The sequence below is a fragment of the Luteibacter sp. NPDC031894 genome (assembly GCF_050273135.1).
Lineage (GTDB): Bacteria > Pseudomonadota > Gammaproteobacteria > Xanthomonadales > Rhodanobacteraceae > Luteibacter.
In genome coordinates, this window is record NZ_JBNNMV010000001.1 from 823762 (window position 1) to 842634 (window position 18873).

At 66.5% G+C, this 18873-nt stretch carries 21 protein-coding genes; 8 read left to right on the top strand and 13 right to left on the bottom strand.

The genetic code is table 11. The annotated features are described in order from the left end of the window. The first annotated feature begins 152 nt into the window (after positions 1-152). The 4 genes from ACQKIE_RS03915 to ACQKIE_RS03930 all read left to right on the top strand — a co-directional run bounded on the left by ACQKIE_RS03915 (position 153) and on the right by ACQKIE_RS03930 (position 3522). Positions 153-758 carry a TetR/AcrR family transcriptional regulator gene (locus ACQKIE_RS03915; RefSeq protein ID WP_427455973.1) on the top strand — a complete coding sequence of 202 codons (606 nt, stop codon included), beginning with the start codon at positions 153-155 and terminating at the stop codon, positions 756-758. A gap of 164 nt (positions 759-922) precedes the next feature. Continuing rightward, positions 923-1468, top strand: coding sequence for a hypothetical protein (locus tag ACQKIE_RS03920; RefSeq protein ID WP_427455975.1), 546 nt, complete (start codon positions 923-925; stop codon positions 1466-1468). A gap of 99 nt (positions 1469-1567) precedes the next feature. Next, entirely contained in the window at positions 1568-2614 is a 1047-nt protein-coding gene (locus ACQKIE_RS03925; protein WP_427455977.1) for an alpha/beta fold hydrolase, read from the top strand. Positions 2615-2679: 65 nt separating this feature from the next. Next, entirely contained in the window at positions 2680-3522 is an 843-nt protein-coding gene (locus ACQKIE_RS03930) for a class I SAM-dependent methyltransferase (RefSeq protein WP_427455979.1), read from the top strand. Here the strand turns inward: ACQKIE_RS03930 and ACQKIE_RS03935 are convergent. Together ACQKIE_RS03935 and ACQKIE_RS03940 are read right to left on the bottom strand one after the other, a co-directional pair. Then, on the bottom strand, positions 3519-4289 hold the full coding sequence (locus ACQKIE_RS03935; protein WP_427455981.1) for a LytR/AlgR family response regulator transcription factor: 771 nt from the start codon (positions 4287-4289) through the stop codon (positions 3519-3521). The two genes, ACQKIE_RS03930 and ACQKIE_RS03935, sit on opposite strands and share 4 nt — an antisense overlap. After that, positions 4286-5404 carry a sensor histidine kinase gene (locus tag ACQKIE_RS03940; RefSeq protein WP_427455984.1) on the bottom strand — a complete coding sequence of 373 codons (1119 nt, stop codon included), beginning with the start codon at positions 5402-5404 and terminating at the stop codon, positions 4286-4288. Before ACQKIE_RS03940 ends, ACQKIE_RS03935 begins: the two co-directional genes overlap by 4 nt. A gap of 172 nt (positions 5405-5576) precedes the next feature. Between ACQKIE_RS03940 and ACQKIE_RS03945 the strand changes: the two genes are divergently transcribed. The 3 genes from ACQKIE_RS03945 (at position 5577) to ACQKIE_RS03955 (ending at position 7248) form a co-directional block, all read left to right on the top strand. Beyond that, positions 5577-5921 (top strand): hypothetical protein, encoded by a 345-nt coding sequence (locus tag ACQKIE_RS03945; RefSeq protein WP_427455986.1) that lies wholly within the window; start codon positions 5577-5579, stop codon positions 5919-5921. A gap of 74 nt (positions 5922-5995) precedes the next feature. Further along, positions 5996-6553, top strand: a complete 558-nt coding sequence (locus ACQKIE_RS03950) for a cysteine hydrolase family protein (RefSeq protein WP_427455988.1) — start codon at positions 5996-5998, stop codon at positions 6551-6553. Between the two features lie 41 nt (positions 6554-6594). Continuing rightward, the gene (locus ACQKIE_RS03955; protein ID WP_427455990.1) at positions 6595-7248 is read left to right on the top strand and encodes a DUF6766 family protein; all 654 of its coding nucleotides are present in this window, start codon (positions 6595-6597) and stop codon (positions 7246-7248) included. Positions 7249-7254: 6 nt separating this feature from the next. Here ACQKIE_RS03955 and ACQKIE_RS03960 read toward each other — a convergent pair whose 3' ends face one another. The 3 genes from ACQKIE_RS03960 to ACQKIE_RS03970 form a co-directional block, all read right to left on the bottom strand. Further along, positions 7255-8346 carry an ATP-grasp domain-containing protein gene (locus ACQKIE_RS03960; RefSeq protein ID WP_427455992.1) on the bottom strand — a complete coding sequence of 364 codons (1092 nt, stop codon included), beginning with the start codon at positions 8344-8346 and terminating at the stop codon, positions 7255-7257. 60 nt (positions 8347-8406) lie between these two features. Further along, positions 8407-8580, bottom strand: coding sequence for a hypothetical protein (locus tag ACQKIE_RS03965; RefSeq protein WP_427455994.1), 174 nt, complete (start codon positions 8578-8580; stop codon positions 8407-8409). Between the two features lie 153 nt (positions 8581-8733). Beyond that, positions 8734-10275 carry an MDR family MFS transporter gene (locus ACQKIE_RS03970; RefSeq protein ID WP_427455996.1) on the bottom strand — a complete coding sequence of 514 codons (1542 nt, stop codon included), beginning with the start codon at positions 10273-10275 and terminating at the stop codon, positions 8734-8736. A 191-nt stretch (positions 10276-10466) separates the two neighbouring features. On the opposite strand from ACQKIE_RS03970, the gene ACQKIE_RS03975 reads away from it, so the two are divergent. After that, on the top strand, positions 10467-11156 hold the full coding sequence (locus tag ACQKIE_RS03975; RefSeq protein WP_427455998.1) for an HAD-IA family hydrolase: 690 nt from the start codon (positions 10467-10469) through the stop codon (positions 11154-11156). Here the strand turns inward: ACQKIE_RS03975 and ACQKIE_RS03980 are convergent. The 8 genes from ACQKIE_RS03980 to msrB all read right to left on the bottom strand — a co-directional run bounded on the left by ACQKIE_RS03980 (position 11113) and on the right by msrB (position 18807). Next, positions 11113-11742 carry a hypothetical protein gene (locus tag ACQKIE_RS03980; protein WP_427456000.1) on the bottom strand — a complete coding sequence of 210 codons (630 nt, stop codon included), beginning with the start codon at positions 11740-11742 and terminating at the stop codon, positions 11113-11115. The genes ACQKIE_RS03975 and ACQKIE_RS03980 overlap by 44 nt on opposite strands. A gap of 5 nt (positions 11743-11747) precedes the next feature. Further along, on the bottom strand, positions 11748-13907 hold the full coding sequence (locus ACQKIE_RS03985; protein ID WP_427456002.1) for a molybdopterin cofactor-binding domain-containing protein: 2160 nt from the start codon (positions 13905-13907) through the stop codon (positions 11748-11750). Beyond that, a complete protein-coding gene (locus ACQKIE_RS03990; protein WP_427456004.1) occupies positions 13904-14380 on the bottom strand; it encodes a (2Fe-2S)-binding protein in 477 nt (158 codons plus the stop codon). The genes ACQKIE_RS03985 and ACQKIE_RS03990 overlap by 4 nt, the downstream gene beginning before the upstream one ends. Before the next feature lie 97 nt (positions 14381-14477). Continuing rightward, on the bottom strand, positions 14478-15857 hold the full coding sequence (locus tag ACQKIE_RS03995; RefSeq protein ID WP_427456006.1) for a serine hydrolase domain-containing protein: 1380 nt from the start codon (positions 15855-15857) through the stop codon (positions 14478-14480). A 91-nt stretch (positions 15858-15948) separates the two neighbouring features. Next, positions 15949-16707, bottom strand: a complete 759-nt coding sequence (locus ACQKIE_RS04000; protein ID WP_427456009.1) for a LytR/AlgR family response regulator transcription factor — start codon at positions 16705-16707, stop codon at positions 15949-15951. Next, positions 16704-17783: a sensor histidine kinase gene (locus ACQKIE_RS04005; protein ID WP_427456011.1), complete on the bottom strand. Its 1080-nt coding sequence runs from the start codon at positions 17781-17783 to the stop codon at positions 16704-16706. Before ACQKIE_RS04005 ends, ACQKIE_RS04000 begins: the two co-directional genes overlap by 4 nt. 62 nt (positions 17784-17845) lie before the next feature. Next, complete coding sequence (gene msrA, locus ACQKIE_RS04010) at positions 17846-18349, bottom strand: peptide-methionine (S)-S-oxide reductase MsrA (protein ID WP_427456014.1); 504 nt, start codon at positions 18347-18349, stop codon at positions 17846-17848. Continuing rightward, positions 18346-18807 carry a peptide-methionine (R)-S-oxide reductase MsrB gene (gene msrB, locus ACQKIE_RS04015; protein ID WP_427456016.1) on the bottom strand — a complete coding sequence of 154 codons (462 nt, stop codon included), beginning with the start codon at positions 18805-18807 and terminating at the stop codon, positions 18346-18348. Before msrB ends, msrA begins: the two co-directional genes overlap by 4 nt. Between the last annotated feature and the right edge of the window lie 66 nt (positions 18808-18873).

An 18873-nucleotide genomic window follows, 5' to 3' on the forward strand; every position in this document is an offset into this window, starting at 1 on the left:
CCTGCCCCGACACTAAATCAAATGCCAATTTGAGTTATAGTTGACCCCTTCCCCTCGTTATCCCCGCCATGGCAGGTCGTTCTCCTACTCCCCCAGCACCCCGGCGCGGTTCGCGCCAAGACGGCGAGACCACCCGCGCGCAGCTACTCGACGTGGCGGGCCGGCTGTTCGCCCAGCACGGCTACCTCGGCACGTCGAGCAAGGAAATCTGCCTGCGCGCCGGCGTCAACATGGCGGCGGTGAACTACCACTTCGGCAGCCGCGACGGTCTCTACGAAGCCGTGCTGGTCGAAGCGCACCGGCAGGTCGTGAGCGTCGAAGAGCTGGAGGCGTTCGCTCGTTCGGAGCGGCCCGCGCGGGAGAAGCTGCGCGCCCTGCTCGCGCACTTCGTCACCCAGGCGGCGCTCGGCGAGAAGTCATGGGGTTTCAAGGTGGTGCTGCGCGAGGTGATGGCACCGTCGCCGTTCGTGAGCACGCTGGTGGAACACGCCGTCGCGCCCAAGGCCGCGATCGTCTCGCGGGTCATGGCCGATTACCTCGACCTGCCTCGCGAGCACCCTGCCGTGCAGCGTGGCTTGATGATGACGGTCTTTCCCTGCATCGCCCTGCTCATCGCACCGCAGGGGCTGCGGGAGAAGGTGCTGCCCGCTCTGCAGCCCACGTCCGCCGGCCTGCTCGAGGACATGACGACCTTCGTGCTGGCCGGACTCGACGCGCTCGCGGCAGCGTCGGTGGATGAACCGGCCGACGCTTCTTAGCGACGACTACTGCACGGCCAGGCCCTGGGCGCTGGATAACGCGGCGAACACCGGCGTCTTCCCGTCACGCCCCGCCGTCGGGGCCGTCATCACGGACCGCTCGTGGACCCTTCATGGGTCGGCACCGACACTGGCCCCGTTGCCCATCACGACAGGAGGCGGACATGCCCTTTCTGACCGCGCACTTCCCCGATCAGGCCGCCGCGATGTCGGCCATGAACAAGCTCCTTGGCCGGGGGGTGCCCCAGGCGAACCTCGTTCCGGCCACGGACGCGACGATCGGGCGTTCGTCCGATACCGCGAGCGAGCCCAGCAACTTTCCGTCGAAGGTCAGCCACCGCGGGGATCGCGAACCGCGCAATACGTCCGACAGTCCATCCGGGAAGCGGCTGCCGGCGGGACGCAACGTCGAACCCGCGACACCTGCCGAACTCGGCACGGCGCGGCTCGACGTACTCCTCGATGGCGGTCTTCCGGAGCAGGAGCTGCGCGACGTCTTCACGGCGCTCGGTGCGACGCGCATCGAACAGCGGGACGGTGATTTGCCCGAGGAGGCCCCCGGGGTGTGGCCCGACGCCGCCATGGGACATGCCGACGACGTCCGACGCGCCGTCCAGGCAAGCGAGCGCGGTGCCACCGACCCAGCGCCCGTGGAACAGCCGCGCGACGACGCGCCGAGTATCCGCGAGGCGCACGATCCCCACCGTTGAACACCACAAGGACAAAGGCGTCCAAGGCGATTCGTCGCCCGATCGCTAGAGTGTGATCCCGCCGCCGTATCGCGCGGTCCACTCGACGCGAGGAACACCATGACGGACTCTCTCGACCGGCAAAGGCGCCGGTTCATGGGCGCCACGGCGCTTGGCGTCGCCGTGGCCGGATTGGGCACGGCGTCCGCCGCGCCGCTCCCGCCCTCAGCCTCTGACCAGAAGAAAACGGCTTCGCGCACCGGCGCCACATCGTTCGCGCGAATGAAGTCGGTCAAGGCCGGCGTACTCGAGATCGGCTACGCCGAGGACGGCCCCGCCGGTGGCCCGCCCGTGGTCCTCCTCCATGGGTGGCCATACGACATCCACAGCTATGTCGATGTCGCTCCCCTCCTGGCAGCGAAGGGATACCGGGTGATCGTCCCGTATCTTCGCGGCTACGGGAGCACACGCTTCCTCTCTCCCGACACGCCGCGTAACGGACAGCAGTCCGCACTCGCGGCGGATGTCATCGCGCTGATGGATGCGCTGAAAATCGACAAGGCCATCGTGGCGGGCTACGACTGGGGCGCACGCACAGCCAACATCGTGGCGGCGCTGTGGCCGGAGCGCTGCAAGGCCATGGTGTCGGTCAGCGGCTATCTGATCGGCAGCCAGGCCTTGAACCGGAATCCGCTGCCGCCGAAGGCGGAGTTGCTCTGGTGGTACCAGTTCTATTTCACGACCGAGCGCGGCCAGGCCGGCTATGCGAAATACACGCACGACTTCGCCCGGCTGATCTGGGAGCAGGCCTCGCCGAAGTGGCAGTTCGACGACGCGACGTTCCAGCGCTCGGCGAGCGCCTTCGACAATCCGGACCACGTCGCCATCGCCATCGACAACTACCGCTGGCGCCTCGGCCTGGCGCCGGGCGAGCGCAAATACGACGACATGGAAGCGCGCCTGGCGAAGCTGCCCGACATCGCGGTGCCGACCATCACGATGGAAGGCGACGCGAACGGTGCACCCCACCCCGATCCTGCCACCTACGCGAAACGCTTCACCGGGAGGTACGAACATCGGCTGATTTCGGGCGGTACCGGCCATAACCTGCCACAGGAAGCCCCCGAAGCCTTCGCCAAGGCCATCGTCGACGTCGACCGGTTCTGACCGCCTCCCGTCCTTGCTACCATCCATCCCTTTGCGCCGTCCCGCACGGCGCACGGGATACGATGGTGTCGCATTACTCAGGGCCTTTGCTGACGCGCGACCTCGCGGAAGAACTCCTCGCCGCGCGTGACGGCGGTGCCGCCGAATGGACTGGGTCCCTCGACCTGGGCCGCACGACCGGCAGCGCTGCGCTCGGACCACTCGGATGGCGATGGCGGGAACGGGAATACCCTTACCCGGCACGCCTGAAGGATCGGACCATCCACTACTGGGATGGCGAGGACTTCGTCGCGGTGTCCCGCTTCTCGGGATCCCTGATCAAGCTCGTGCCGACGTCGTGGGGCGCCCCGACCTTCGAGATCGATGGCATCAAGATGCTGCCCACCGCGAAGGAATCGCCCATCGAGGATGCACGGTGCAAGGTCGCCCTTATCGAACCACGCGGCAAGTCCGTTCTCGACACCTGTGGCGGCCTTGGCTACTTCGCCGCGTGTTGCATGGAAGCCGGCGTCGCGCGGGTCCAGTCGTTCGAGAAGAACGCCGATGTCCTTTGGCTGCGCACGCTCAATCCCTGGTCCCCGGATCCTGACGATCCCGCGTCCGGTGGTCGTCTGACACTTACGCATGCGGACGTCTCGCAGGCGATCGCCGGGATCGCCGATGCGTCCATGGATGCCCTGCTGCACGATCCGCCCCGGTTCGGCATTGCCGGTGAACTTTACTCGCAGGTCTTTTACGAGCAACTGGCCCGTGTGCTACGCCGGGGTGGTCGCCTGTTCCACTACACCGGCAGCCCGAACAAGCTCACCAGCGGCCGCGACGTCCCGCGTGAAGTGGCGCGCCGGCTCGAAAAATCCGGGTTCAAGGCCGAACTGGCCCTCGATGGCGTCTTCGCCACGCGACGCTAGGACCTCGTCGACACCAGCCGCATGAAGGCCTCCTGCTGGTAGCGGCTCATGCGCAACTTCTGGCCGGTATCCATGGTGACCACATGGTGGCCGTTGAACCAGGGATGGATGGACTGAACACGTCGGACGTTGATGATCGCGGAACGATGCACGCGGGCGAAATGACGCGGATCGAGGCGCTCCGCCAGCGACGTCATGGTCTCCCTGACCTCGTGGACGCGCTCGGCGAGGTGGATCTCCACGATGTTGCGATTCGCCTTGATCCAGACGATATCGTCCACATCGACGAAGGTGACTCGCTCGTCGATGCGAACCGGCACGCGATCGAGGTAGCCTTCGCGACGTCGCAACGCATCGAGCACCTGCTGGATCGAACCGGCGGCTGCCCCGGACACGCCGCCCGGCCCGAGTCTTGCCTTCGCCCGGCGCAGCGTTTCGGCGAAACGATCGCGGCTGAAGGGCTTCACGAGATAGTCGACGGCGTTCGCTTCGAACGCCCGCACCGCATACTGCTCGTAGGCCGTGACGAACACGGTGGCAGGCATGCGTGCCGCGCCGATCGTCGCCACGACGTCCATGCCCGTCATCGCCGGCATCTGGATATCGAGGAAGACGAGGTCGGGCGACTGCTCACGAATGGCCTGCGCCGCTGACGCGCCATCGCCGTATTCGCCGCCCAGCACGATGTCCGGGTCCTCGCGAAGCAGGCGCACGACGGCGTGCCGTGCGATCGGTTCGTCGTCGACGACCAGTGTGGCGATCTTCATGCGCTGGCGATCTCCGGGTCGTCCTCGATATCCTCGGTTTCCCGGAAAGGCAACTGGACACGGCAGACCACGCCCTGCGGCCAGATCATGTCCAGTCGCACCTGTGCGGCATCCCCATACAGCTCGCGCAGCCGCAGTGCGGTGTTCGACAAACCGATGCCGTGTCCCGTCGAGGCCGCTCCAGGTGCCTTTTCCTCGAGGGTGCTGTTGCGATTGCGCACTTCGATGCAGAGGCTGTCGCCTTCACGGCGGCTCTCGATCTCGATCTGGTCCGTTCCCACGCGCTCGCCGATGCCATGGCGGATCGCGTTCTCCACGATGGGCTGGAGGATCAGGCTCGGTACGGCGCAGTCCAGCGTTGCCGGGTCCACGTAGATGCGCGTGGTCAGGCGGTCCTTGAAGCGCACGCCCTGGATGCCGAGGTAGAGGTCGAGGAGCACGAGTTCCCGCCGCAGGCTGATTTCCTGGCCGTCGTAATCCTCGAGGAAGGCTCGCAGCAGATCGCTGAGGCGCAGCAGCATATCTTCGGCCGTGAGCGCATCTTCCTTGAGCAAGGTGGCAATCGCATGCAACGTGTTGAACAGGAAGTGTGGCTGGAGCTGCGACTTCAGCGCCTGCAATCGTGACTGGGCCAATTCGGTCGCCAACTGGCTCGCCTCCCTCTCGCGCCGGGTCTTTTCGGCATGGAACGACAAGGCCTGCTGGATGGCGAACAACGCCCAATAGGTGAGGAACCCCGTGGCGAAGTGCTGGCCCAGGAACTGCCGGACCTGCTCCAGGAACGAACTCGGTTCGAAGAGCGTGGATACCGCCGCGCCCACCATGAGGGAAAGCACCGTCATCGCGACGCTGGCGGGCAGTTGCAGGCCCAGCCCGCGCAGACGGAGCGGGCCCTGGATCGGATACAGCGCAGCGAGGCGGAATACCAACGGGGCCAGCGCGGCCCAGGTGTACCACTGGATCATCGACCAGCGCAGGTAGTCCGCGACGTCCCATCGTGGGCCACCGAGCTGGGCATTCAGATAGTGCTGGACGGTGAACACGACGACGATCGCCGTCCAAAGGGCGAGATAGCGGCCGAGACCTATTTCCGTCGTACCCAGGCGAACCTTCATGGCGTGTATCCCGCTGACCGTGGAGGCATGGTAGGCGCACGCGAGGCAAGGTCAAAGCACTTGCTTGCCGCGCTACGACTCGTCCCGCCGGGTCGACGATTCGTCCCGTAATCCTTTCCGGACGGGCCCCGGGTTCGCTTCCATGGCGTCGCCACCGCCACGGAGCACCTCCATGCACGCCGCACGCATCGCCTTCCTCGCCATCTCCACCCTCGTGTCCCTTTCGCTCGCGCACGCCGCCGAGCACACACGCGAACCGGCCAGGATGTTCACCCTGGTCAACGCCTCGGACAAAAGCGTCACCGCCATCGCCGTGGGCGGAACGATCATTCCGCTTGGCGAACCGCTGCAGGGAGGCATGACCTCCGCCACCGTCCGTCTGCCCGGTGGTGGCTGCCTGCGCGACTTCCGCGTGACGTTCGCCGACGGCCAGACCCGGTCGTACGATGGCATCGACGTCTGCCGCTTCCATCGCCTGCGCCTGGCCTCGTGGCCTCGTAAGGCGACAGGCGGGTAACGCCGCTCTCGCACGCGGCGTTCACGTCGCTTGCGGTGTGCTGCCACTTTCAGCGATTCCGGTGCGAGGTCGCCATGACCGAAGGCGAGTCCCGTTCCGCGCTGCTGGTGCTGGATGTCTTCAATACGTTCCAGTTTCCGGGCGGCGAGGAACTGTTCAACAACGCGAAGGAAACGACCGGGCGGATCCGTGCCTTGCGGCAGCGGTTCCACGAAGCCGCGTGCCCGGTGATTTACGTCAACGACAATTTCGAACGCTGGCAGGACAGCTTCGACGAGGTCGTCGCCTATGTGGAACGCTCGGGCGATCCTGGACGAAGCATGGTGGATGCCTTCCGCCCGGATGCGGGCGACCTCAAGCTCCTGAAGCCACGCCATTCCGCGTTCTTCGAAACCGCCCTGCCCTCGTTGCTGGACCACCTGGGCGTGAAGCGCGTGGTCGTCGCCGGCTTCGCGGCCGATTCGTGCGTCCTCAGCACCGTCCTCGACGCCTATGTACGCCGTATCGAAGCCATGGTGCCTGTCGATACCACGGCGGCGCAGACCGACGAGCGTCGCGACCGCACTCTCGCGCATTTGCGCGACACCTTCGGCATCGAGACGCCCGCTTCCGCCGTCGTCCGCCCAAGATAAGCCCGGCGCACAGGACATCTTGCTCACACGGAGAACCATGAATGAAGGCTTCGTTCTTCAGGCGCAACGGCCTGAGCATCGTCGTCGCGGCAATGATGCTCGCGGCATGGACGGCGCAGGCCATCACCGGCCACGCGGCCCATAACCAGGAGCTGGCCGAGCACGGGAGGGATGCCATGGGCTGGACGGCCTACATCGGCAGCGGCGACTTCTGGTCGGCAACGTTCGAGAACTGGGAGAGCGAGTTCCTGCAGATGGGCCTGTACGTCCTCCTGACCGTATGGCTCCGGCAGAAGGGCTCCGCCGAGTCCCGACCCTTGGACGAAGCCGAGGAAGGCGGGGAGCCGACACCCGAACACCTCCAGCCGAAGGCCTGGCGCCGTGGGGGCGTCGTGCGCTGGCTTTACGGCAACTCGCTGTCGATCGCCTTCCTGCTGTTGTTCGCGGGTTGCTTCATCGGGCACCTCCTCAGTAGCTGGCGAAAATCGATCGGCGAAGCCCTCGAGCACCACCAGCCGGTGGAGACGCTCGCCCAGTACGCCGTGGATCCCTCGTTCTGGTTCGAATCCTTCCAGAACTGGCAAAGCGAATTCCTGGCGGTGTTGTCGCTCATCGTTCTGTCGATCTTCCTCAGGCAGCAGGACTCCCCACAGTCCAAGCCGGTCGACGCGCCGAACAGCCAGACCGGCTCCTGAGCGGCGCTATTCCAGCGTGAACAAAGGCCGTTCCGGACGGTGTCGCGCGACGCGTTCGCGCAGGGCCGCGTACGCATCCGAGGACCAGAAATCTTTCATGGTTACAGGCTTCAGTACGTCCACCGACGCATCTACCGTGCCTTCGACAAGCAAGGCGGTCATGGTCTGCAACACCGGCAGATCGGGAATCATGTCCTCCATGAAAAGGAACTGGCCGGCCTGGTTGACCTCGAGGAAATGGAACTGTCCGTCCTTGTCGACGACCAGGTCGATGCATCCGAAAACAAGGCCGAGTTCTCGCATGAGTTCCCGGAGCTTCGCCTCGACCGCGACAGGAAGCGCCATCGCCTCCGCGCGGAACTCGGGATCCCTGCTGTGCCCGCGCCAGTCGACGAAGGCGCCGTCGACGCCCCTACCCAATCGCAAGGCGAAAAGACGGTTGCCCATGACGGTGACGCGGACGTCGCAACGCTTCTCGATGTACTGCTGGTAGATGCCCGGGCAAACCGCGATGGCATCGGCGGGCAGCTCGCTGTCACCATTGAGGAGCACGACGCCTACCGCGTGCAACCTGCCGCTGTCGCGCTCTTCCCATTGGTGCACCAGGAAGCTCTTGAACACGACCTGCCCCCATCGACGGATGAGGGCAGCAACCTCGCAGGCATCCGTCGTCACGACGGTGTCCGGGAACGGAATGCCAAGCCGACGGCAGGCCGAGAGCTGGACGAGCTTGTGTTCCGCCCGCTGCGCGGCGGCGAAACCGTTGATCCACAACGCGTCGCCATAGGCACCGTCCACGGCGAACACATTTCGCTGGAACAGCTTCCACTCCCAGGTCGCGAACTGCCGGTCTTCCTCCGCGCAATCGGGTACCGGATCGTGGACGCGTCGATTCCAGACGGCGCTCACGCGATCGCCGGACAGCAGCGCATCCTGGAACGCCTCGTGTTCCGCGCCGATACGAAAGGTGTAGTGGGACTGGCCGGCACGCAACGACGGTGTCCAGACAGGCTCGACGCCCTGCCGCCGGATGGCCCACGCAAGCGCGCACGCATGCGGGTCGTCCGCCGGGGCGAGAATCAGCGGGCGTCCAGGCATCGGGCTCCCCTCATGGCGAAGTGCGCCCCGCCATCGCGGGGCGCGTCATCGGGCGATGCATCAACCGCCGATGATGCCGATTTCCGGCTCCGGCCTGTCCGGATCGGTATAGATGGTCAGGAACAGTCCACCGTGATCGTCTTCCGCGACCGGCGTGACTTCGAATGCGCCGAGGCGCGCGAAGGCACGGGTCTTCGCCGAGGCATCGTGGGACAGCAAAGCGTTGTTCTTCATCGAAAGAACTCCTTGGTTGATCGCACAGGGTTTGATCGCACAAAAACGCCGAGCCCCGATCGCTAAGCGTCGGGGTTTGTGGATACTACGTCGCCGGGGGCGGGTCGAAAGCCCCGGCGGCGCACCTGTGCCGGAAACGCATACTGTCGGCGATCAGGTGCCGCGAGGCGTAGTGCGCAGTGGCACGTCGCGCAAGCGCAAGGCCATCAGGAAGGCGACGGCCACGAGCGCGGCGGCCACGAAGTACACCGTATGCATGGAGGCGCCGAACGCGTGGACGTAGCGCTCGTGCAGGCCCGGCGGCAGGGCCTTCACCGCATCCGGACCGAACGAATGCGCCGCGTGCGCGCCATCCGGCAGCACTCCGCGAAGTCGTGCCTGCAGGCCGATGCTGAAGATGGCGCCGAACAGCGAGACGCCGATGGAGCCGCCGATGGAGCGGAACAGCGTTACGCCCGACGTCGCGACGCCGAGGTGGCGCATCTCCACGCTGTTCTGCGTGGCGAGGATCAACACCTGCATCACCATGCCCAGGCCGGCACCTAGCAGCCCGGTATAGATGTACAGGAGGTACACCGGGTCACCCTCCTGCACCGTGCCCAACAGGACCAGTCCTATCGCGGACACCGCCGTGCCGACGATGGGGAAGATGCGGTAGCGACCGAGCCGGCTGATGAGCCGACCGACCACGACGGAGCTGACGATCACGCCACCCATGAGCGGCAGCAACTGCATGCCGGCCACCGTCGGCGTCGCGCCCTTCACCACCTGCATGTACAGCGGGATGAACGTGGTGGAACCGAACAGCGCCGCGCCGACGAAGAAGCCGATGAGGCTGCTGAGCAGGAAGATCGGATGCCTGAACAGGTGCAGAGGCATGATCGGTTCGGCGGCGACGCGCTCGGCATGGACGAAGGCGACGATGCTGCCGACGCCCAGCGCCAACACCAGCCAGAGCCTGAGCGAATCCCACGGCAACACGGTTCCGCCTTCGGTGGTGAAAAGGATGATGCAACTCAATGCGACGGTGAGCCAGAGCGCGCCCCAGTAGTCGATCGCATGACGCACGTGTCGCACGTGGGGATGGAACACAGCGGCGATGACCGCGATGCAGAGGACGCCGAGCGGCAGGTTCACGTAGAAGATCCAGCGCCACGAGAGGTGGTCCACCATGAACCCGCCGAGCAAGGGACCGAGCACCGTGGCGAGACCATAGACCCCACCGAAAAGGCCCTGGTAGCGACCGCGCTCGGCCGGCGGAATCACGTCGCCGATCGAGGCCATGGTCACGACGACCAGGCCACCGCCGCCGATGCCTTGCAGCGCTCGCATCAGGATCAGTTCGACCATGTTCTGTGCGAGCCCGCACAGGACCGAGCCGACCAGGAAGATCGCGATGGCCACCTGCATCATCAGCTTGCGGCCATAGAGGTCGCCGAACTTGCCGTACAGGGGTACCACCACGGTCGAACTGAGCAGGTATGCGGTAACGACCCATGACAACTGGTCGAGGCCGCCCAGTTCCCCGACGATGGTCGGGAGCGCCGTGGACACGATGGTCCCATCCAACGCGGCAAGCAGCATCACCAACATCAAGGCGATGAGCAGGAGGCGTCGCGACGGCGTCGGTGGGGCCGGCTGGCCGTCGGCGGGCGCCGCCGCGACCGCAGGTTCTTGCGTCGTTTCGGTCGTCATGGGGAGGGCTCGGGCTCGGAAGAGGCGGCGACTATACCCGCGGCGGCGTGCGTTTCCTGCCCTGTCTTTTGCCATTGGAGAACCCGCCCGGGGCTGCGGTATAGTATCTCCGGCGGGAACCCTGCTCCGTTCAGCCCCTGCCAATCTCGTCGAGGCGTAGAATTTCGGCTTTCCGCTCCCGGAACGACGCCTTGGCCTTCCCCTACTCCCTCGTCATTTTCGATCTCGACGGCACGCTCGTCGACAGCGCGGCGGATATCGCCGAATCGGTGAATCGCACGCTGCGTGACTGGAAGTTGCCCACGTACGACACCGGGCAGATCACGGGCTGGATCGGCGAAGGATCGCGCAAGCTCATCACCTACGCGTTCCGTCACGCTGGCAGCGACGTGGACATCGACGAGGTGATGCCTGGATTCCTCGAGCATTATGCCGAGACCGCACTCGACGGCATCGCCTACGAAGGCGTGGTGGACACGCTCGCGTTGCTGCATGCGCAAGGCGTGAAGCTCGCCGTATGCACGAACAAGAACGAGGAATTCGTGCGTCCCCTCTTCGAGGCCCGCGGCATGCTCTCCTACTTCGACGGCATCGTCGGCGCCAATACCTTGCCGGAGCGCAAGCCGAGCGGCGTGCCGCTTCGCTACCTCGCGACGCAGGCGCATGTGGAGATCGGCCAGACACTGGTGGTCGGCGACTCGGAGAGCGACGTGCTCGCGGCGCGCGACGCAGGCATGGCCTTCGTGCTGGTGAGCTACGGCTATCGCAAGTCGCTGGACCTTTACAACGCGGGAGCGGTCGCGGTAATCGACCGCATGCCCGACTTGCTGACCTGCTTCAACCTTCGGGACATGCCGCTCCCGTCTCGATCCACGCCGTAAGCAAGTCACCCAGCGCGGCCTGCGTGCCCGGCGCGGGCTTCCTTCCCATGCCCGGGGTCCAAGCCCACCCCACGAGCTTGTCCTCCGCCATGTGATGATGGATTTGCGCGAGCGTGTGTCCTCCGTTGCGCGCCGGGTCCTTGATCTGTCGGCAGATGTCACCGCGCGATTTGCCTTGCCACGCCATCGAGGCCGGCGCGAGGGCCCAGCGCGGGTTGCCCGGGATCGTCGCCGGTTCCGCGAAGGTCGCCACGTTCGCGGATTGGTGGCAGGTGGCGCAGGTCACGCCCGCCGTGCCGTGGCCCTCGACACCCGCCAGCACGTACGGGACGTGCGGATGCAGGTCGTCGCCTTGGGTGGGGCGACGGGTAGCCGGGTGGCAATTCAGGCAGCGCGGGCTTTCGATCACGCGAGACACTTCGCCATATAGGGCGACGGAACGCGCGTGCGCGTCCGCGATGGCGGCGAAATCGGCGGGCGTGCGAAGGGGATCGGCGACCTTCGTCTGATCCACGGCGGAGGTTGGCCGGTGGGTGCACGCCATCAACAACGTGGCTGCGGCGATCGTCGAGATGAAGGGCCTCATGTGCATCAGGCCTCCCTGAGGTTGTTCGGCGAGATCGGCATCGAGCGGAGCCTCTTTCCCGTGGCGGCGAAAAGCGCGTTGGCTACCGCCGCGATGGCGGCCGACGTGCCGGGTTCCCCCACGCCACCGGGGTCCTTCGTGCTGGGCACGATATGCACCTCCACTTTCGGTGCCTCCGCCATGCGCAGGACCGGATAGGTATCGAAGTTGCCCTGTTCGACCCGCCCGTTCGCGACGGTGATGCGGCCGTAGCGGACGGCCGAAATGCCGAACATGGCGCCGCCTTCGATCTGCGCCCGGACCACATCCGGATTGACTACGATACCCGTGTCGATCGCACAGACGATGCGGTCGACCCGGTAGGCGCCCGACGGCTCGACACTGACCTCGGCGACCATGGCCACGTGGCTACCGAAAGCGGGACACAACGCCACGCCGCGACCGCGGCCCTTCGCCAACGGTTCGCCCCACCCGGATTTCTCCACGACGAGGTCGAGGACGGCGAGGTCGCGCGGCGCGCCCTTCATCATCGCGCGACGGTAGTCGACCGGATCCGCGCCCGCGCGATGCGCGAGTTCGTCGATCACCGTCTCGGTGATGAAGTCGTTGCGCGTCGGGCCGACACCACGCCAGTTGCCTGTATTCAGGCCGGCCGGCGCCTCGTGGCGGACGAATTCGATGCGCACGTTCGGTATGTCATAGGGACCGGCCGCGACGTCCACCGCGTCCAGGTCGACGCCGTCCTTCTGATAGATGGGAAGGAAACGCGCCATGATGTTCGGCGCCGCCAACCGGTGCCGCCAGCTCAATGGCCGTCCGTTCGCATCGATGGCGACGGTGACACGGCTATGGTTATGGGCGCGGTAGTAGTCGTGCCGCATGTCTTCCTCGCGGCTCCAGGTGAACTTGACCGGCCCCTCCACCAATCTGGCCAGCCGCGCCGCCTGCCCGACGTAGTCGGCCTCGAGGCGACGGCCGAAGCCACCGCCCAGCAACAGGTTGTGCACCGTCACGCTCTCGAGCGGCAGTCCCGTCGCTTTGGCCGCCGCCTTCTGCGCGCGCGCCACCACCTGGCTTCCCATCCACACCTCGCAGCGATCCGCTTCGCAGTGGACCGTGCAACTGAGCGGCTCCATCGCCGCATGGGCGAGCAACGGCAAACGGAAGACTTCCTCGTACGTACTCGCGGCATCACGTTCGGCAGCATCGACATCGCCGGTCCGCGTGGCGAGCAGCCCCTCCTGGTCCAGCGCACGATCCGCCGCGGCGACGAGGTCCGCCGTGGAGAGGCTGGCATTCGCGCCCTCGTTCCAACGCACGCGCAAGGCGGCAAGCCCCTTGCGTGCCGCCCAGGTGTTGTCGCCGATGACGGCGACGGCGTCGTCGGTGTGGATGACCTTCCAGACCCCGCGAATTGTCATCGCCTCGGCGGCATCGACGGCGGCGACCGTCCCGCCCAGGACGGGACAGGCCATGACGGCCGCGTAGCGGACGCCTTCGGGACGGGCATCGATACCGAAGATGGCGGTGCCGTCGATCTTCTCGGGCGTGTCCACTCGCTTCACCGGCTTCCCGACGAGGCGATACTCCGATGGCCGCTTCAGCACCGGGTGCTTCGGCACGGGCATGGCCGCCGCCTCGCTGGCGAGATCGCCGTAATCGAGGCTGCGCGATGTCGCGGCGTGGATCACTTTTCCCTCGCGGGTGCGACAGCTCGACGGCCGCACGTTCCAGCGCTTCGCCGCGGCGGCGACGAGCATCGCCCGTCCCGTGGCACCGACGGCCCGCAAGGTGATCCAGGCGCCACGCAACGACGCCGAACCACCGGTGATCTGTTCGACGAGCAAGGGGCTGCCGTACAGCGCATCGCTTGGCGGTGCCTGTTCCACGGTCACCTGCTCCATCGCCACGTCGAGCTCTTCGGCCAGGATCTGCGCCTGCGACGTGAGCGCGCCCTGCCCCATTTCCGCATAGGGAACGAGGAAGGTGACGCGGCCGTCCGGAGCGATCCGGATATAGGCATCCACGGGCGGGACGGGCGCGTCCGCCGCCGTCGCAGGCTGCCCGAAGCTGAAGCCGATGAGCAGGCCGCCTCCGACGGCGAGCGACACACCCATGAACCGCCGGCGCGATGCATTGGGCAGATCAATGGCGGCGGCGTTCATGCGGCACCGCCTTCGGCCAGGAACCGTGCGGCCATGGTGATACCGGCGCGTATGCGCTTGTATGTGCCGCACCGGCAGATATTGCCGGACATGCCTGCGTCGATATCGCTGTCGGTGGGATGCGGATTGGCGGCAAGCAACGCCGCCGCCGACATCAGTTGCCCCGACTGGCAATAGCCGCACTGCACGACGTCGAGCTCGCGCCAGGCCCTCTGCAAGGCCTGCCCGATGGGGCTTTCGTGCAGGGCTTCGATCGTGCCTACCGACGACGTGCCGACGCTGGCGACCGGCATCACGCACGACCGGCGGGCCTTGCCATCCACGTGTATCGTGCAGGCGCCGCACAAGGCGGCACCGCAACCGAACTTCGTTCCCGTCAGGCCGCAGACATCGCGCAACACCCACAGCATCGGTGTGTCGCTTTCGACGTCCACCTCCCGCACCTCGCCGTTGATGCGAACCGCGTATGCCACGTCGCCACCCTTTGCAGGAACGCCCCGCATCGGAGCCGATGCGGGGTCGATGCTGCAAATTCGCAAGATCTCGCGACGAACGTCTTGCAAGAATCGATCACCGGGCCGTTCGGGTCGCCGCGATGGTCGCTGCGATCAGGGCCAGATCGTCCTCGATGCCGTAGTCGGGCGGTGCCGAATAACCGAAGCGCACGATCACCAACTGCTGCGACGGTACGACGTAGATCCGTTGCCCCATGGTGCCGCTGGCGTAGAACCCGTCTTTCGGAAAGCCCGCCTCCACACGCCATTTCGCCGGTTTGCTGGGACCATCGTTGGTCCAGAAGCCCGCCCCATACGGCGCACCGAGCGTCGAGGTGCGCGACCAGGCCACCCAGCCCTCGGGAAGGACCCGGTCCCCGTCGGGAGCCACGCCGTCACGCAGATAGAGCATGCCGAAGCGCGCATAGTCGCGTGCGGAGGTGTAGACGTAGGTGGAACCGACGAAGGTACCGCGCCCGTCGAATTCCATCGTGACGTCGCCCATGCCGAGCCGATCGAACAACTCGCGCCGCGCGAAGTCGCGCAGTCCCGCGGGACCGCCTCCGACCTTCTCGCCCACCAGGCGGGAAAGCAGCACGGTGTCGGCCGACGTGTAGTCAAAGCTGCGATTCGGTGGCTCCTTCGCCGGTTGCGCGGCGGCATAGGCGGCCATGTCGGCCTGCGTGAATTCCATGCGTGCCACGGGGCTGTAGGCCGACTCGGCTTCCTCGGCCGCCAGACCGCTGCGCATCCGCATGAGGTCCTCGATGGTGATCGTGCGGCGTGGGTCGCCCGGCGCCTGCCACTCCGGTGCATCCAACGGCGTCTTGGGATCGACCTTTCCTTCGCGCGCGAGGATGCCGAGGAAGGCGTTGGTGAACGACTTGGCGACGGAGAAGCTCAGCAGCGGCGTGTGCAGGTCGAAGCCCGGCGCGTAACGCTCGGCGATGACGTGACCGTCTTTCACGATCACGACGGCTTTCACGTGCTTGACGGGCTGCGCCGGCGACTCGGCGAATACGCGATCGAGCGCGGCCGCGATCGCAGGCTGCGTGGCGGTCACGGGATCGGCGGGCGCAAAGCCGTCGTCCGCTGAGGCGTGCGCCACGTGGTCCGCGACGACCGGGCGATTGCCCGGCAACGTGAGCCTGCAACCGTATCCGGGCGTGAAATCCGCGCGGGCCAACGAACGGAACGGTCCTGAGACCTCGACGCTGCGGGTCTCCCGCGATACGTGCGGCGTGAGCAGGCGGCCGACGGCGTCGCCCAGCACCGGCACGACGAGCTGGTCGTACGTTTCCTTAGGATCCTGCCCGCTGATGAAGGTCATGGAGCACACGTGGTGCGCCGCGACGCCGGCGGCGACACGAAGTGCCTGGTCCGGTCGCCAGAAAAGCCATGCGGCGACACCCAGTGCGACGGCCGTGCCTGCGACGATGTAGGTTTTCTTTGCCATGGTGCTCCTCCTGTGGATGGGAGGAGTCTGGACGGCCGACGGCACCGGAAGGGGCGAGCCAGGGACGAATGCCGGCGCGCCGGGGACGAAGTCAGGACAGGGACATGCCTGGCGGCAGGTTGGCCAGGTAGCGGCGGGTCCAGGTCACCCGACCACCGTCGACCAGGAGCAGGCGTTGCTCCCCGTCCGGCCAAGGCTGGACCTGGCGTATCGCGTCCAGGCGCACGACCGTCGAGCGGTTCACCCGGACGAACATCGACGGATTCAGCCGCCCGTGCATGCTGTCGAGCGTGCCACGCAGACGGTGCGCTTCGCCATCGACGAACACGTCCAGGTAATTGCGGCTCGCGACGATGCGATCGATCCGCTCGACGCGCACGAGTTCCGCGGCATCGCCAGCCGGCAGCAGGACCCGGTCGAGGTACCTCACCGGCACCGGCGCGCCGTCGAGCAAGCCTTCGAGGCGCCCCGCGATGTCGAGCGCGGGTTTCACCGTGCCGAGCAAGCGATCCACCGCGCGCGCGAAGCGTTCCGGGCCGACGGGCTTGAGCAGGTAATCGAAGGCGTGCACCTCGAAGGCGCGCACGGCGTGATCGTCATGCGCCGTGACGAACACGACTTCGGCGGGCAATGGGTCGCCCAGTGCCTGCAGCACGCCGAAGCCGTCCATGCCCGGCATCGTGATATCGAGGAAAACCACATCGGGACGTTCGCGCTGGATGATGCCGACGGCGGATGGTCCGTCCGACGCTTCGCCGACCCACACCATGCCGTCATGCGCGGCCAGGTAGCGACGCAGCTTGGCGCGCGCCGGTGCTTCGTCGTCGACCACCACCGCGCGAAGCGTCATGCCGCCGCCCAGCGCCGCGCCGGAAGCCAGACGGTGACGACGCTGCCGCCATCCTCGACGGGATCGAGCCGCACGCCCGCGGCGTCGCCGTACAGGTGGCGCAGCCGCGCACCCACGTTGCCGAGCCCGATGCCGTGGCCACTTCGCATCCCCTGGCCGCCCCCGTAATCCCGGATCCTGACCATGAGTTGGCCCGCCTGCCGCGAGGCATCGACACGCACGCGCCGTTCCGCGCCCGCGCCACCGTGCTCGATGGCGTTCTCGACGAGCGGCTGCAGGAGCAGGAACGGAATGCGCAGCTCGTCCAGTGCGGGGTCGTTCGTCACGTGCGCGTCGAGGCCATCGCCGAAACGCACCCGCTGGATGTCCATATACAACGCGACAAGGCGCCATTCCTCGGCGAGCCGATGTTCCTGCGCCGTCGCTGAAAGCGTGGCACGCAGCAATTCGCCGATGCGCGAGAGCATCTCGTCGGCCAGTTGCGGCTTTTCGTACATCAGTTCGGACACCGCGTTGAGCGTGTTGAACAGGAAATGCGGATTGAGTTGCAGGCGCAAGGCTTCGAGCCGCGCTTCCGACAACGCCGATTCCAGTTGCGCGGCCTGCAGTTCGCGCGCCTTCCCTTCGCGGTAGCGATCGAACAACCAGACGCCGGTGACAATGACGACGTAGAAGAAGAGTTGGGTCGGCACCTCCATGAGGTACCGCCACACCATGGGCCCATATGCGAATCCGCCCATGTCGAGCGCCCCGAACACCAGCCGGCGCAGGCCGATCATGAGGCTGGTCTGGGCCACCGACAGCACGGCGAAGATGGCCGCGTGACTGAGGAACGACCAGCGCACGCGCCGCAGTACGAAGAACAGCACGGGCAGGAAGGCGCCGAAGCTCAGCGAGCCCGTGAGCTCCTCGACCAGCTTCGGCATGAAGAACAGGGGATCCCGGTTGGCGACGTCCACGAGGTAGCGGTTCGTGGCGCGCAGGAAGCCGATCGCCACCAGGAGCGACACCCATCCCACGAGGGCACGCCCCCGCCACCAGGATCGCCGCGCACCTGCGCCCTTGGCGCTTTCCATGTCGTCCCCCGACCGATTCAGTTCCCGCCGGCCCTTATACCAGAGCCGGCGGGACGATCGGATCAGGCGACGCGGCGGGGCAGCACCCAGTCAGGCCGGATGAAGTGGCAGGTGTAGCCGCTGGGGTACTTCTCCAGGTAATCCTGGTGCTCCGGCTCGGCTTCCCAGAAGGGGCCCGCCGGCGCGATCTCGGTCACCACCTTGCCCGGCCACAAACCCGAGGCGTTCACGTCGGCCACGGTGTCTTCCGCCACCGCCTTCTGCTCGTCGTCCAGGTAGAAGATGGCGGACCGATAGCTCATGCCGATGTCGTTGCCCTGCCGGTCCTTGGTGGTCGGATCGTGGATCTGGAAGAAGAACTCGAGCACCTTGCGGTAGCTGAGCTTCGCCGGATCGAACTCGATCTCGATGGCCTCGGCATGCGTGCCGTGGTTGCGATAGGTGGCATTCGGCACATCGCCGCCCGTGTATCCCACGCGGGTGGCGATCACGCCGGGCTGCTTGCGGATCAGGTCCTGCATGCCCCAGAAACAGCCGCCGGCAAGGATGGCGCGCGACGTGGTCATGCCGCACCTCCCTTTCCATCCGAGAACAGGCTCGCGTACGCGCCATAGCCTTCCTTTTCGAGGTCCGCCACGGGAATGAAGCGCAACGACGCCGAGTTGATGCAATAGCGCAGGCCGCCGCGATCGCGCGGGCCGTCCGGGAACACGTGGCCCAGGTGGCTGTCGGCATGCGCGGAGCGAACTTCCGTTCGAACCATCCCGTGGCTGATATCGCGCTTCTCCTCCACGTGCTCGTCTTCCAGTGGCCGGGTGAAGCTGGGCCATCCGCAGCCGCTGTCGAACTTGTCCAGCGAGGAGAACAACGGCTCGCCCGATACGATGTCGACGTAGATGCCGGGTTCGTGGCTGTCGTGGAACGCGTTGTGGAAAGGACGCTCGGTGGCGCTTTCCTGGGTCACCCGGAACTGCTCCGGGGTGAGCCTGGCGAGGGCTTCGGGCGTCTTGCGGTAGTCGGACATGGAGAGCTCCTGGGGCCGTGGGGTTCGCCGGCGACGGGTCCCTGGGCCCTCGCCGGCGCTCCACAC